Source organism: Mesorhizobium muleiense (assembly GCF_900099905.1).
GTDB lineage: Bacteria > Pseudomonadota > Alphaproteobacteria > Rhizobiales > Rhizobiaceae > Mesorhizobium > Mesorhizobium muleiense.
The window spans coordinates 458,045-471,819 of the sequence record NZ_FNEE01000002.1 but is presented as its reverse complement, the minus strand read 5'-3'; the positions used below and the strand labels follow the sequence as shown (position 1 = coordinate 471,819).

Sequence of the window (13,775 nt, the reverse complement as noted above, 5' to 3'; positions counted from 1 at the left end):
GGGTGAGGGGCACTTACCCACGTGCGATTGCCCTGCCGTAAACGGGGCGAAGAAATGCTAATCCACCCACATTCCCGTTCGTTTGTGCCAGTCTGCGATCGATTCCTCGGGATAGACGTCGAAGACCTTGTCGTCCTTGCCGATTTCGGGCTCGACCCAGTTCGCCTTGTATTTCAGCATGAGGTGCACCTTTTCAGGCGGTTTCGGCAGGTCTGTGTCGATCGCCGAGGCGAAGGGGTGGACCAGTTCCGGCCAGGTCCGGTCATAGAGCCACAGTGCCGAACCACATTTTTTGCAGAAATTCCGCTCGCCTGACGAGATCTCGCATTGCGGATGCTCGTCGTCCTCGATCTCGGCCTGGTAGACGCCAAGATGGCGCTTGCCCTTGATTTTCAGCGTCTCGAAATCGGCACCGAGATTGATGGCAAAGCCACCGCCGCCCTGCTGCTTGCGGCAGATCGAGCAGTAGCACAGCATGAACGGCACCGGCGTGTGGCTTTCCACCTCGAAGCGGACAGCATTGCACCGGCAGGACCCTTTGAGCAGAAGCGGCATGAAAAAACTCCGGCGAAATTGGCTTTCAACTTGTCAGGATGGTGCCGGCTGCGGCGATGACAAGGGGAAATCCGGGTGACATGATCGCGGCATGGACAATGAACGCATTGCCGAACTTTTCGAAGGCCTCGGACCGGTCAGCATTCGCAAGATGTTCGGCGGCAAGGGCATCTATTTCGACGGCGTGATCGTCGCCATCGTCATTCGTGACGAATTGATGCTGAAAGCCGATGCGGAAAGCGCGCCCGAATTCGAGGCGGCCGGCTGCCGGCAATGGACCTATACGGGGTCGCGGCACGGCAAGCTGGTGTCGATGCCGTATTGGAGCGTTCCCGACAGCGCCTTCGACGATCCGGATGAGATGGCGGTCTGGGCACGCCTGGCCTATGAGGCGGGGCTGCGTGCCGGCAAATAGGTGTGTCCGCTAGCCACTCAGCTAAAGACAATCGCTCCAGGTTGGCGCCGCCCCTCCCCGTGAAGGACGGGGAGAGGGGTCGCCGGCGTCGCGGCCAAGCCCCTTCTCCCCGTCCTTCACGGGGAGAAGGTCCCGGCAGGGGGTTGAGGGGCGGCGCCAACATCCAGGATTTCATGCCAGGTCGCGCGCCTCGGGCACGAATGCCAGCGCCTCGGCAAAGATAGCGCTCGTGAAGGCGGCGCTCTCGACGGCGAGCATTGCTGCGGCAACGCCTTCGCGCAGCGCTGCGCCCAGCGTTAGGCCGCGCAGCAGGGCGGCCATCGTCGCGCCCGCCAGCGCATCGGCGGCGCCGACCGTGACTTTTTTCGGTGGCAGGATCGAGAAGGCGCCGGCCGCGTCGAAACCCAGCACCGGACCGTCACCAGCGGTGACCACGCCGCTTTTCAGGCCGGCGCGTCTTAGGCCGTCGATAATGCCACGCTCGTCGGCATCGACGTCGGCGCCGGTAAGCGCGCCGGCCTCGTGCCGGTTCATGAAGGCCATCGCCAGAAACTCAAGCACCAGCGTCAGCCGCGCCGCCTTGCTGGGCGAAACGGCAAGTGCAAACACGGGCTTGTCGGCTGCAAGCGCTACCAGCCGCTCGAGCGCCGCCGACGGCAGGTTTGCGTCGCAAAGGACTGCATCAGCGGTGCTGATTGCCTCGCGCACCTTGGCACGGCGGATCTGCTTGGCAAGCGCCAGGTCGTAGAGCGCCATGTCGGCGAGGCCGGCGATCAGCGCGCCGTCGCCGTCGATCAGCACTGTGTTGCTCGGCGTCGTGCGATCGAGGAACACCACGGAAAGATCGGCAATGCCGGCTGCAGCAATGGCGCGTGAAAGCGTATCGGCCAGAACATCGCCGCCCCGTACCGAAAGCAGCGAGCCGGAGACGCCGCGGCGCACGGCGCAGCGCAGCGCATTGAAGACGGCGCCGCCGACTTCCTCGCGCATCGTGCCGGGGTTCGACGCCGCCGGCACGAAGGCGCCCGAAACCTGGCCGCGCCGCTCGATATAGGCGCCGCCTACTGCCAGGATCGTCGGCGACTTCATCATGCCCAGTGAGATGACCTTTGCTGCTGCCGGGTGGAGACTAGGTTGTCCGGCCGAACCCGGCAACCGGAGGCGCGATTCGGAAGATGCCTAGCAGAATCCTGCGGGTGAAGCCGGGATGCATCCTGGGTGAAAACACGAAACAAAAAAAGAACAAATCCGGATATTGTTGGTTTTTCAATCGGTTGTATCCCCTTGCCAATCGAGAACAAAAAAGGTACAAATTGATAGGGATTACGGATTGTCCGGCCTTCATTGACGACCAAGGGGTGATGTATCATGGCTCAGAATTCTTTGCGGCTTGTAGAGGACAAAACGGTGGACAAATCAAAGGCTCTGGATGCGGCGCTGTCGCAAATCGAGCGTGCCTTCGGCAAGGGCTCGATCATGCGGCTCGGCGCAAACGAGCAGGTCGTCGAGATCGAAACGGTGCCGACCGGTTCGCTTGGCCTCGACATCGCGCTCGGCGTCGGCGGCCTGCCGCGCGGCCGCATCATCGAGATCTACGGGCCGGAAAGCTCGGGCAAGACGACGCTGGCGCTGCACACTGTGGCGGAGGCCCAGAAGAAGGGCGGCATCTGCGCCTTCGTCGATGCCGAGCACGCGCTCGACCCGGTCTATGCCCGCAAGCTCGGCGTCGACCTCGAAAACCTCTTGATCTCGCAGCCCGATACCGGCGAGCAGGCGCTGGAGATCTGCGACACGCTGGTGCGTTCCGGCGCCATCGACGTGCTGGTGGTCGATTCGGTCGCGGCGCTGACGCCGCGCGCCGAAATCGAAGGCGAGATGGGCGATTCGCTGCCCGGCCTGCAGGCCCGCCTGATGAGCCAGGCGCTGCGCAAGCTGACCGCCTCGATCTCGCGCTCCAACACCATGGTCATCTTCATCAACCAGATCCGCATGAAGATCGGCGTCATGTTCGGTTCGCCCGAGACCACGACCGGCGGCAACGCGCTGAAATTCTACGCTTCGGTGCGCCTCGACATTCGCCGCATCGGCTCGGTCAAGGACCGCGACGAGGTCGTCGGCAACCAGACCCGCGTCAAGGTGGTCAAGAACAAGCTGGCGCCGCCCTTCAAGGTGGTCGAGTTCGATATCATGTATGGCGAGGGCGTGTCCAAGACCGGCGAGCTGGTTGACCTCGGCGTCAAGGCTGGCGTGGTCGAAAAGTCGGGCGCCTGGTTCTCCTACAATTCGCAGCGTCTCGGCCAGGGCCGCGAGAATGCAAAACTGTTCCTGCGCGACAATCCCGATACGGCGCGCGAAATCGAATTGGCACTACGGCAGAATGCCGGGCTGATTGCGGAAAAGTTCCTCGAGAATGGTGGTTCCGAAGGCGGAGACGATGGTTTCGAGGACGAAGCCGGCGCCATGTAGGCTTCGGCAGTGGCCGGAGTTTGGCCATGATTCCCGCGCATCAGCTCCAGCCTGTGTAATCGAGTCCTGTATTGTTGCGTTCGAACCGCCGGCCTAGCGCCGGCGGTTTGCGTTTCAGCGGTGGTGCCGAGATGACCGGCAAGCCGGCAACGAGATGACCGGGAGGCCGGCAACGAGATGACCGGCAAGCCGGCAACGAGATGACCGGCAGGCCGGCAACGAGATGACCGGCAAGCCCCGCAAATTGGCCCAATTCCGTGTTTCTGGACAGGGTGCAACGCGGCGGCTAAAAGGCCATGTCCATTTGCCGTCGGCCGCGCCGGCGGCTCTCTCTAAAAGCTAAAAGGCAGTATTCATGAGTGGCGTGAACGAGATCCGGTCGACATTCCTCGACTATTTCCGCAAGGAGGGTCACGAGGTCGTCGCGTCGAGCCCGCTGGTGCCGCGCAACGACCCGACACTGATGTTCACCAATGCCGGCATGGTGCAGTTCAAGAACGTTTTCACCGGCCTGGAAAAGCGACCCTATTCGCGTGCCACGACGGCTCAGAAGAGTGTTCGCGCCGGCGGCAAGCACAACGACCTCGACAATGTCGGCTACACCGCGCGCCACCTGACCTTCTTCGAGATGCTCGGTAATTTCTCGTTCGGCGACTATTTCAAGGAGCGCGCCATCGAGCTTGCCTGGAACCTGATCACCAGGGAGTTCGGGCTGAAGAAGGACAAGCTGCTGGTCACGGTCTATCACACCGACGACGAGGCTGCCGGCTACTGGAAGAAGATCGCCGGCTTTTCCGACGATCGCATCATCCGCATTCCGACGTCGGACAATTTCTGGGCGATGGGCGACACCGGACCTTGCGGTCCGTGCTCGGAGATCTTCATCGACCGTGGCGAGCACATCTGGGGCGGCCCTCCCGGCAGCCCCGAGGAGGATGGCGACCGTTTCCTCGAATTCTGGAACCTGGTGTTCATGCAGTATGAACAGGTGACGAAGGATGAGCGCATCGACCTGCCGCGCCCGTCGATCGACACCGGCATGGGCCTGGAGCGCATGGCCTCCATTCTGCAAGGGGTCGAGAGCGTCTTCGAGACCGACCTGTTCCGTCACCTGATCGAGGCCGCGTCATCCGCACTCGGCCGCGGTCCGGATGCCGACACCGTCGGATCGTTCCGCGTCATCGCCGACCATTTGCGTTCGTCCTGCTTTCTGGTGGCCGACGGCGTGCTGCCGTCCAATGAGGGCCGCGGCTACGTGCTGCGTCGCATCATGCGCCGCGCCATGCGCCACGCGCAGCTTTTGGGCGCCGGTGATCCGCTGATGTGGCAGCTGGTGCCGGCGCTGGTGCGCGAGATGGGCCAGGCCTATCCGGAACTGGTGCGCGGCGAACAGATGATCACCGAGACGCTGAAGCTTGAAGAAACCCGTTTCCGCAAGACGCTGGTGCGCGGCTTGGGCCTGCTTTCGGAAGCGACGGAAAAGCTGGGTGCCGGCGACATGCTGGATGGCGAGACCGCCTTCAAGCTCTACGACACCTATGGCTTTCCGCTCGATCTGACGCAGGACGCGCTGCGTCAGCGCAACATCTCGGTCGATCTTGCCGGCTTCACCAATGCGATGGAGCAGCAGAAGGCCGAGGCGCGCAAGAGCTGGGCTGGTTCCGGCGAGGCGGCGACCGAAACAGTGTGGTTCCCGGTGCGCGAGAAGCATGGCGCCACCGAGTTCCTCGGCTACGAGACCGAGCAGGCGGAAGGCCTTATCCAGGCGCTGGTCAGGGACGGCAAGATCGTCGACAGCGCCGCCAACGGCGAGGCGGTTGCCGTAGTCGTCAACCAGACGCCGTTCTATGGCGAATCCGGCGGCCAGGTGGGCGATACCGGCGTCATTTCAGGCGAAGGGTTCTCAATCGAGATCTCCGATACGCAGAAGAAGGCCGACGGGCTTTTCGTGCATCTCGGCAAGGTGGCCGACGGCACGGTCGACACGGGCGCGACCGTCGAACTGAAGGTCGACCATGCGCGCCGCTCCAGGCTGCGCGCGAACCATTCCGCGACGCATCTGATCCACGAAGCGCTGCGCGAGGTGCTAGGCACCCATGTCGCGCAGAAGGGCTCACTGGTCGCGCCCGAGCGTCTGCGCTTCGACATTTCGCACAACAAGCCGATCTCGCCTGACGAGATCGAAGAGGTCGAGCGGATGGCGAACGAGATCGTCGTTCAGAACAGTCCGGTCACCACGCGGCTGATGTCGGTTGACGATGCCATCGCCGAAGGCGCCATGGCGCTGTTCGGCGAAAAGTATGGCGACGAGGTGCGCGTCGTTTCGATGGGCACGGGCTTGCATGGCGCCAGGGCCAACCGGCCTTATTCGGTCGAGCTATGCGGCGGCACGCATGTCAGGGCGACCGGCGACATCGGTCTGGTGCGCATCGTGTCGGACAGTGCAGTCGCTGCCGGCGTGCGCCGCATCGAGGCGCTGACCGGAGAGGCGGCCAGAAAGCATCTCGACGAGCAGGACAAACGGTTGAAGGCCACTGCGGCGGCGCTGAAGATTTCGCCGGCCGACGTGCCGGCGCGCGTCGAGGCGCTGCTCGACGAGCGCAAGAAGCTCGAGAAAGAACTGACCGAAGCGCGCAAGAAACTGGCGCTGGGCGACCGCTCGCCAGCCGGCGTGCCTGCCGAGAACGAGACCATTGCCGGTGTCGGTTTCCTCGGCAAGGCGGTATCGGGCGTCGCGCCGAAGGATTTGAAGCCATTGGCCGATGCCGGCAAGAAGTCGCTCGGCTCCGGCGTCGTCGTCTTCGTCGGCGCCGGCGAGGACAACAAGGCCAGCGTCGTGGTCGGCGTCACCGACGACCTGACCGGCCGCTTCAGCGCTGTCGATCTGGTGCGTGTGGCGTCCGCGGCATTGGGCGGGCAGGGCGGCGGCGGTCGGCCTGACATGGCCCAGGCCGGCGGCCCGGACGCCTCAAGGGCCGAAGACGCGATCGCTGCGGTGAAAGCGGCCCTGGAGGCGGCCTGATCGGGTCTTGACTTCTCCCCTTGTGGGAGAAGGTGGATTGGCGCGCAGCGCCAAGACGGATGAGGGGTGCTGGCCGGAGTGCTGTTGGTGCCAAGCTGGAACACCCCTGCCATGAAAGTAACTTCAAACTCTGTTTCATTTCAATCGGATAGCGACTTGGGCCAAGGGCTCGATTTTAAACCCGATATACCAGAGAAAGCGGCCCGCGCACCTTTCATCTACGATGGCGCCCGGCGCCGGGCGATGTGTCTCATCCGACCTCGCTTCGCGAGGCCACCTTCTCCCACAAGGGGGACAAGGGGAGCGCCGCACCAGCGGGCAGGCACGGGCCCCTGCTGTCACCCAGCCTTTTCGGTCTTCGCAAAACTCTCCCGTCCGGCGATGCGAGCCCACCAGTCCCGAATATCGGCAAACTCCGCCAGCAGGTTTTGCCCCTCAGTGACCTTGACGAAATAGCCGATGATGGGTGCTGCATGCAGGTCGGCCAGCGTCAGTTGCTCGCCCAGCAGCCACGGCCCGGCGGCTTTCAGTGAGGTGAGTGCGCGAAGCACTGTCGCCGCCTGCAGAAGCCCATTGGCGATCAAAGCCTCGTCAGGCGCCGTTTTCTCCAGCCGCTCGACGGCGACATCCCAGACCATGGCTCGATAGGCATAGGCGTCGAGCATGCCGATGATCTGGTTCATACGTGCGCGAGGCCGGGCTTCGATCGATTGCAACGCCGGGCCGTCGAACGCTTCGTCGACATAGCGGGCGATCGCGCTGGTCTCGTGGAGGCGAAACCCGTCATGCTCGAAGGCCGGGATGCGGCCGAACGGCTGATGGTCGAAATACCAGCCCGGAATGCCGTCCGCCGCGAAGATGTCGACCGGCACAAGTTCGTAGCCGATGCCTTTTTCCTCGAGTGCGAGGCGGACGATGCGCACATAGACGCTGTAGTCCGCCCCGTAGACGACGGGCCTGCTCACAACGCTGGTCAGGCCATCGCCTTCTGCAGATTCTCGTCGATCTTGTCGAGGAAGCCGGTGGTCGAAAGCCATGGCTGGTCGGGACCGATCAGCAGCGACAGGTCCTTGGTCATGAAGCCGGCTTCGACGGTCTGGATGCAGACTTTTTCCAGCGTCTCGGCAAAACGCATCAGCTCGGCATTGTCGTCGAGTTTGGCGCGGTGCGCCAGGCCGCGTGTCCAGGCGAAGATCGAGGCGATCGAATTGGTCGAGGTTTCCTCGCCCTTCTGGTGCTGCCGATAATGACGGGTGACGGTGCCGTGCGCCGCCTCCGCCTCCACCGTCTTGCCGTCCGGCGTCATCAGCACCGAGGTCATCAGGCCGAGCGACCCAAAACCTTGCGCCACCGTGTCCGACTGCACGTCGCCATCATAGTTCTTGCAGGCCCAGATATAGCCGCCCGACCATTTCAGGCTGGAGGCAACCATGTCGTCGATCAACCGGTGCTCGTACCAGAGCTTCTCGGCTTTGAACTCGGCTTCGAACTCTGCCTCGTAGACTTCCTGGAAAATGTCCTTGAAGCGGCCGTCATAGGCCTTGAGGATGGTGTTCTTGGTCGAGAGGTAGACCGGGTAGTTGCGCAGCAGGCCGTAATTGAGCGAGGCGCGGGCGAATTCGCGGATCGAGTCGTCGAGGTTGTACATGGCCATGGCGACGCCGGCGGCCGGCGCATCGAACACGTCATGCTCGATCACCTTGCCGTCCTCGCCGACGAACTTGATCGTCAGCTTGCCCTTGCCGGGGAAGCGGAAGTCGGTGGCGCGGTACTGGTCGCCGAAGGCATGACGGCCGACGATGATCGGCTTGGTCCAGCCGGGCACCAGCCGCGGCACGTTCTTCATGATGATCGGCTCGCGAAAGATGGTGCCGCCGAGGATGTTGCGGATGGTGCCGTTCGGCGACTTCCACATCTTCTTCAGCCCGAATTCCTCGACACGCTGCTCGTCGGGGGTGATCGTCGCGCATTTCACGCCGACGCCATGCTTCTTGATGGCATTGGCCGAATCGATGGTCACCTGGTCGTTGGTGGCGTCGCGGTGCTCAACGCTGAGGTCGTAATATTCAAGCTTGAGGTCGAGATAGGGGTGGATCAGCTTGTCCTTGATGAACTGCCAGATGATGCGGGTCATCTCGTCGCCGTCGAGTTCGACGACCGGGTTCGCCACCTTGATCTTCGCCATGGAAAGAATGCCTCATTGTTGGGGATCGGAACGGCCTTGCCCGCATGGCTTTGGCCGGGGATGCGGCCCGTATATCAAAGCATTTTTGGCCGCGCAAACGGCGATCCGCCCCAGCGGGCTCGCCCCTGGCATCGGGCGCTGCCTGCCAAAGCTTCATTTTCGCGGCCGGATATGGCAGGGGACGCTGAAATGCCGCAAACAGCAGTTCATTGAGACAATGCAAGCCAGCAACGACATCCTTCCTGCCACCGGCCCGGCGATCATCCTGGTCGAGCCGCAGCTCGGCGAGAATATCGGCATGGTCGCGCGCGCCATGGCGAATTTCGGTCTGTCCGAACTGCGCCTCGTCAATCCGCGCGACGGCTGGCCGAGCGAAAAGGCGCGCGCTGCCGCGAGCCGCGCCGACCACGTCATCGATGCCGCTGGAGTATTTGACGATCTGGCCTCGGCGATCGCCGACCTGAACTTCGTCTTCGCCACCACGGCGCGCGCGCGCGACAATTTCAAGCCGGTGCGCGGACCGGTCGAGGCGGGCAGGGCGCTGAGAGCGCGGCAGCGATCCGGACAGCGCACCGGCATTCTGTTCGGCCGCGAGCGGTTCGGGCTCTACAATGACGAGGTCGGCCTCGCCGACGAGATCGTCACCTTCCCGGTCGATCCCGCCTTCTCCTCGCTCAACATCGCCCAGGCCGCCTTGCTGATGTCCTATGAGTGGATGAAGTCGGGCCTGGAAGACGAGACCAAAACCAATTTTTCCAGTCCCGACATGATGCCGGCGACCAAGGAACAGTTGCACGGCCTGTTCGCCTATCTGGAAGGCGCGCTCGAAGCGCGCGGCTATTTCCGCCCGGCGGCGAAGAAGCCGAAAATGGTCGACAACCTGCGCGCGGTGCTGACGCGCGCCGGCTTCGCCGAGCCGGAGCTCAAGGTGCTGCGCGGCATAATATCATCGCTGGACAGGTTTTCGCCGGCCATGCCGCGCGGCGACGGATCGCCGGGCGATGATCCAAGGCGGCTTCCGGCAGCGGCCCGCGCCGCCAAGGCGACAGACAAGGACCAGGCCTGAGAGACAGGCTCTAGCCGTAACCGAATGTTATTTGCTGTGGTCCATCATCCCAAAAATGATGGATCAGACCTAGACCATCTTCCCGCCGCGGGCCCGCAGCCTTCTCCGCCTTCTCCTGTAGACGATGACAATGACCGATCCTTCAAGCGCTCGCCCGATCCTGATGTTCGATTCCGGCATCGGCGGCCTGACGGTGCTGCGCGAAGCGCGGGTGCTGATGCCCGACCGCCGCTTCGTCTATGTCGCCGACGACGCGGCCTTCCCTTACGGGGCTTGGGAGGAAGCGGCACTGAGGGCACATGTGCTGGAGCTGTTCGGCAAGCTGCTCGACCGTTTTTCGCCGGCCATTTCGGTCATCGCCTGCAACACCGCCTCGACGCTGGTCATCGATGCGTTGCGCGAAAGATTTCCCGGTCATCCTTTCGTCGGCACGGTGCCGGCGATCAAGCCGGCGGCGGAACGCACGCGCTCCGGGCTGGTTTCGGTGCTGGCGACGCCCGGCACCGTCAAACGCCAGTATACCCGCGACCTGATCGGCAAATGGGCGCAGAAATGCCATGTCCGCCTGGTTGGCAGCGATAGTCTGGCGGGACTGGCCGAAGTCTATATGCGCGATGGCTTTGTCGATGAAGAGGCGGTGCGTGCCGAGATCGCGCCGTGCTTCATCGAACATGACGAACTGCGGACCGACATCGTCGTGCTTGCCTGCACCCACTATCCCTTTCTGGCCAATCGCATGCGCAAGACGGCACCCTGGCCGGTCGATTGGCTCGATCCCGCCGAGGCGATCGCACGGCGGGCGCTCTCGCTGCTCGCGCATGCCGAGGCCAGCCACCGCGGCGAGGCGTTGCCGGAAGGCGCCGACCTTGCTGTCTTCACCTCGAAGCGGGTCGATTTCCCGACTCGCCGCCTGATGCAGGGGTTTGGACTGGCGATTTCCTGATATCTGGGAACATCACCACGACCGGTGCGTTTTTCCCGCATCGCAAGACGGGAGAAACGATCATGCCAGCCACTTCAAAAGCCCAGCAGAAAGCCGCCGGCGCGGCATTGTCCGCCAAGCGTGGCGAGACCAAGAAGAGCGAGCTCAAAGGCGCTTCGAAGGGAATGTACAAATCGATGAGCGAAAAGCAGCTCGAGGAGTTCGCCGAGACCAAGCGCAAGGGCCTGCCGGAGAAGAAATCGAAACACTAGCCGCTCGTCCGCAGCCGAGGTCCGGTCCCATAGTTGGATAGCCGCGGTCAGCACGTCCGCGCGGGGGAACCGCGCATGCCATTCACCGACGCCAGTGGCGAGCTTGACACCAGTTGAATCTCCGTCTAATCAGCCCACCAACACCGGGCCGCAATGTCCGGTGGTTTCTTTATGGGCGCAAGACATTTGGGAAGCCGCTCTATTTTTCCCAGAGTCTTGTCTAGAATGACGTGTCCCGTGGGTTTTCCGCCGCGTTGCGTGGGAGAACCCTGTCAGGTCTCGAAAACGGGGGCCAGAGGAGGGCGCGTTTCCTTCACCCGGACCATGAGGTGCCGGGTGTGTCTTTTTGAAAGGGAATGCGATGAGCAAGCGCGAATCCGCGAAATACAAGATCGACCGCCGTCTCGGCGAAAACATCTGGGGCCGCCCAAAATCCCCGGTCAACAAGCGCGAATACGGTCCCGGCCAGCACGGCCAGCGCCGCAAGGGCAAGCTTTCCGATTTCGGGCTGCAGCTGCGTGCCAAGCAGAAGCTGAAGGGTCACTACGGCGACGTGTCGGAAAAGCAGTTCCGCAAGGTCTATGAAGAGGCGAACCGCCGCAAGGGCGACACCTCGGAGAACCTGATCGGCCTGCTCGAGTCGCGTCTCGACGCGGTCGTCTACCGCGCCAAGTTCGTGCCGACCATTTTTGCCGCTCGCCAGTTCGTCAATCACGGCCACATCAATGTCAACGGCAAGCGCGTCAACATCGGCTCGTACCGCTGCAAGCCGGGCGATGTCATCGAAGTGCGCGAAAAGTCGAAGCAGCTGGTGATCGTCCTGGAATCGGTAGGCCTGGCTGAGCGCGACGTGCCTGATTACATCGAGGTCGACCATAACAAGATGACGGCGTCCTTCGGGCGCATCCCCGGCTTGTCGGATGTTCCCTTCGCCGTGCAGATGGAACCGAACCTGGTCGTCGAATTCTATTCGCGCTGATCGATTTTTTTCATCTGCGACATCATCGAAGGCCGCCCTCGAGGCGGCCTTTTCTTTGCGGTTCCGAAAATCGATTTCGATTTGCGGGCCGATGCGCTACTCCGGGCAGCAACAAGGATTTTTGGGGCCGCCGCGCCATGAACATGCTGCCAGAAACAATCGAACCGATCACTGACGCCGCAGGCGGCTTTCATCCGCTGTTTGCCGATGTGCCGTCCTCCGTCGAATTCAACAAGCTGCGCAAGCGGCTGCTGCGTCTCGCCCGTCAGGCGATCGACGATTTTTCGATGGTCAGGCCCGGCGATCGCTGGCTGGTCGCCCTGTCCGGCGGCAAGGATTCCTACGGCCTGCTTGCGTTGCTGCTCGACCTCAAATGGCGCGGGCTGCTGCCGGTCGACCTGCTGGCCTGCAATCTCGACCAGGGCCAGCCGAACTTTCCAAAGCACATTCTGCCCGATTATCTTAACACATACGCCATTGCGCATCGCATCGAATATCAGGACACCTATTCGGTGGTGACCGACAAGCTTCCCCAGGGCAGCACCTATTGCTCGCTGTGCTCGCGGCTCAGGCGCGGCCATCTCTACCGCATCGCGCGCGAGGAGGGCTGCTCGGCTTTGGTGCTTGGCCACCACCGCGAAGACATTCTCGAGACCTTTTTCATGAACCTGTTGCATGGCGGGCGCCTCGCCGCCATGCCGGCAAAACTGCTCAACGACGACGGCGACGTCATGGTGTTGCGGCCGCTTGCCTATTGCGCCGAGGCCGATCTCGAAAAATTCGCCGGCGCCATGAAGTTCCCGATCATCCCGTGCGATCTGTGCGGCAGCCAGGACGGCTTGCAGCGCAATGCGATGAAGGCGATGCTCGACGACCTGGAAAAGCGTATGCCCGGCCGCAAGGACACGATGATCCACGCCATGACCAATGTGCGGCCCTCGCATCTGCTCGACAGAAAGCTGTTCGATTTCGCCGCGCTCAACGAAACCCTGAGCGCAAGGCAAGACATTCCCGATGACATTTGACGATACCGCGATCGACTGGCTCGCCACGCTTCTGTCCGACGCTGCCATTGCCGAGATCATGCCGCGCTTTCGCCGGCTGGATGAGGGCGACATCCGCCAGAAGACCTCGGCAGCCGATCTGGTGACGGAGGCCGATGTGAGTGCCGAGCGGCTCATCACCGTCAGGCTGCGTGAGCGCTACCCGCAGGCGATGATCGTCGGCGAGGAAGCCTGCTCCGACGACCCGGCGCTGCTCCAGGGCCTCGGCGAAGCCGATCTCGCCTTCGTCATCGATCCGGTCGACGGCACTTTCAATTTCGCCTCGGGCGTGCCGCTGTTCGGCGTCATGCTCGGCGCCGTGGTGAAGGGCGAGACCATCGCCGGCATCATTCACGATCCCATCGGCAAGGACTGGCTGATCGGCGCCAGGGGTGCAGGCAGCCACATACGGCATGCGCATGGCACTTTGGAGAAGGTGCATGTCGCCGAGCCTGCGCCGATCTCGCAAATGACCGGCGCGGTTTCCTGGCAATACATGCCCGAGCCGGAACGGTCACGGCTGGCGCGCAACCAGACGAAATGCTTGTCGCAATTCGGCTATCGCTGCGCGGCTCACGAATACCGCCTGCTGGCGAGCGGCCACGCCCACTTCGTCGTCTACAACAAGCTGATGCCGTGGGATCATCTGGCCGGTGTGCTGATCCATGCCGAGGCAGGTGGTTACGCGGCGCGTTTCGACGGCAGCACCTATCGGCCTTCGCATGTCGGCGGTGGCCTTCTTGTCGCACCGGACGAAGCAAGCTGGCGCGAACTGCGCCGGGAACTGTGGGCGGAATAGGCCGTTTGGCATCGATCCGATTCGGGCCATGCCCGGCCGATCCGATTTTTG

13 protein-coding genes are annotated in these 13,775 nt (G+C 62.9%); 9 read left to right on the top strand and 4 right to left on the bottom strand.

What is annotated here, in order from left to right; all coding sequences use genetic code 11:
• Window positions 1-57: 57 nt before the first annotated feature.
• Window positions 58-555 (bottom strand): GFA family protein, encoded by a 498-nt coding sequence (locus tag BLT09_RS06270; protein WP_091591419.1) that lies wholly within the window; start codon window positions 553-555, stop codon window positions 58-60.
• 91 nt (window positions 556-646) lie between these two features.
• Between BLT09_RS06270 and BLT09_RS06265 the strand changes: the two genes are divergently transcribed.
• Window positions 647-970: a TfoX/Sxy family protein gene (locus tag BLT09_RS06265; RefSeq protein ID WP_091591417.1), complete on the top strand. Its 324-nt coding sequence runs from the start codon at window positions 647-649 to the stop codon at window positions 968-970.
• A gap of 171 nt (window positions 971-1,141) precedes the next feature.
• On the opposite strand, the gene BLT09_RS06260 is transcribed toward BLT09_RS06265, so the two are convergent.
• The gene (locus tag BLT09_RS06260; RefSeq protein ID WP_091591415.1) at window positions 1,142-2,062 is read right to left on the bottom strand and encodes a carbohydrate kinase family protein; all 921 of its coding nucleotides are present in this window, start codon (window positions 2,060-2,062) and stop codon (window positions 1,142-1,144) included.
• Between the two features lie 276 nt (window positions 2,063-2,338).
• On the opposite strand from BLT09_RS06260, the gene recA reads away from it, so the two are divergent.
• Both recA and alaS read left to right on the top strand, forming a co-directional pair.
• A complete protein-coding gene (gene recA / locus BLT09_RS06255) occupies window positions 2,339-3,436 on the top strand; it encodes a recombinase RecA (protein ID WP_023798282.1) in 1,098 nt (365 codons plus the stop codon).
• A gap of 355 nt (window positions 3,437-3,791) precedes the next feature.
• The gene (gene alaS, locus BLT09_RS06250; RefSeq protein ID WP_091591414.1) at window positions 3,792-6,458 is read left to right on the top strand and encodes an alanine--tRNA ligase; all 2,667 of its coding nucleotides are present in this window, start codon (window positions 3,792-3,794) and stop codon (window positions 6,456-6,458) included.
• A gap of 338 nt (window positions 6,459-6,796) precedes the next feature.
• On the opposite strand, the gene BLT09_RS06245 is transcribed toward alaS, so the two are convergent.
• A complete protein-coding gene (locus BLT09_RS06245) occupies window positions 6,797-7,423 on the bottom strand; it encodes a glutathione S-transferase family protein (protein WP_091591412.1) in 627 nt (208 codons plus the stop codon).
• 8 nt (window positions 7,424-7,431) lie between these two features.
• Window positions 7,432-8,643, bottom strand: coding sequence for an NADP-dependent isocitrate dehydrogenase (locus tag BLT09_RS06240; protein WP_091591410.1), 1,212 nt, complete (start codon window positions 8,641-8,643; stop codon window positions 7,432-7,434).
• Window positions 8,644-8,860: 217 nt separating this feature from the next.
• On the opposite strand from BLT09_RS06240, the gene BLT09_RS06235 reads away from it, so the two are divergent.
• The 6 genes from BLT09_RS06235 (at window position 8,861) to BLT09_RS06210 (ending at window position 13,724) form a co-directional block, all read left to right on the top strand.
• On the top strand, window positions 8,861-9,709 hold the full coding sequence (locus BLT09_RS06235; protein ID WP_091591824.1) for an RNA methyltransferase: 849 nt from the start codon (window positions 8,861-8,863) through the stop codon (window positions 9,707-9,709).
• A gap of 130 nt (window positions 9,710-9,839) precedes the next feature.
• Complete coding sequence (murI, locus tag BLT09_RS06230) at window positions 9,840-10,652, top strand: glutamate racemase (protein ID WP_091591408.1); 813 nt, start codon at window positions 9,840-9,842, stop codon at window positions 10,650-10,652.
• Window positions 10,653-10,714: 62 nt separating this feature from the next.
• The gene (locus BLT09_RS06225; protein ID WP_023717374.1) at window positions 10,715-10,903 is read left to right on the top strand and encodes a DUF3008 family protein; all 189 of its coding nucleotides are present in this window, start codon (window positions 10,715-10,717) and stop codon (window positions 10,901-10,903) included.
• Window positions 10,904-11,264: 361 nt separating this feature from the next.
• On the top strand, window positions 11,265-11,882 hold the full coding sequence (gene rpsD, locus BLT09_RS06220) for a 30S ribosomal protein S4 (protein WP_023798277.1): 618 nt from the start codon (window positions 11,265-11,267) through the stop codon (window positions 11,880-11,882).
• Between the two features lie 137 nt (window positions 11,883-12,019).
• Window positions 12,020-12,907, top strand: a complete 888-nt coding sequence (gene ttcA, locus BLT09_RS06215; protein ID WP_091591406.1) for a tRNA 2-thiocytidine(32) synthetase TtcA — start codon at window positions 12,020-12,022, stop codon at window positions 12,905-12,907.
• Window positions 12,897-13,724 (top strand): inositol monophosphatase family protein, encoded by an 828-nt coding sequence (locus BLT09_RS06210; RefSeq protein WP_091591404.1) that lies wholly within the window; start codon window positions 12,897-12,899, stop codon window positions 13,722-13,724. Before ttcA ends, BLT09_RS06210 begins: the two co-directional genes overlap by 11 nt.
• Window positions 13,725-13,775: the final 51 nt, after the last annotated feature.

What these genes read in the sequence shown, in the direction of transcription:
- BLT09_RS06270 (WP_091591419.1), bottom strand. Translation starts at nt 555, where the DNA reads ATGCCGCTTCTGCTCAAAGGGTCCTGCCGGTGCAATGCTGTCCGCTTC.
- BLT09_RS06265 (WP_091591417.1), top strand. Translation starts at nt 647, where the DNA reads ATGGACAATGAACGCATTGCCGAACTTTTCGAAGGCCTCGGACCGGTC.
- BLT09_RS06260 (WP_091591415.1), bottom strand. Translation starts at nt 2,062, where the DNA reads ATGATGAAGTCGCCGACGATCCTGGCAGTAGGCGGCGCCTATATCGAG.
- recA (WP_023798282.1), top strand. Translation starts at nt 2,339, where the DNA reads ATGGCTCAGAATTCTTTGCGGCTTGTAGAGGACAAAACGGTGGACAAA.
- alaS (WP_091591414.1), top strand. Translation starts at nt 3,792, where the DNA reads ATGAGTGGCGTGAACGAGATCCGGTCGACATTCCTCGACTATTTCCGC.
- BLT09_RS06240 (WP_091591410.1), bottom strand. Translation starts at nt 8,643, where the DNA reads ATGGCGAAGATCAAGGTGGCGAACCCGGTCGTCGAACTCGACGGCGAC.
- BLT09_RS06235 (WP_091591824.1), top strand. Translation starts at nt 8,861, where the DNA reads ATGCAAGCCAGCAACGACATCCTTCCTGCCACCGGCCCGGCGATCATC.
- murI (WP_091591408.1), top strand. Translation starts at nt 9,840, where the DNA reads ATGACCGATCCTTCAAGCGCTCGCCCGATCCTGATGTTCGATTCCGGC.
- BLT09_RS06225 (WP_023717374.1), top strand. Translation starts at nt 10,715, where the DNA reads ATGCCAGCCACTTCAAAAGCCCAGCAGAAAGCCGCCGGCGCGGCATTG.
- rpsD (WP_023798277.1), top strand. Translation starts at nt 11,265, where the DNA reads ATGAGCAAGCGCGAATCCGCGAAATACAAGATCGACCGCCGTCTCGGC.
- ttcA (WP_091591406.1), top strand. Translation starts at nt 12,020, where the DNA reads ATGAACATGCTGCCAGAAACAATCGAACCGATCACTGACGCCGCAGGC.
- BLT09_RS06210 (WP_091591404.1), top strand. Translation starts at nt 12,897, where the DNA reads ATGACATTTGACGATACCGCGATCGACTGGCTCGCCACGCTTCTGTCC.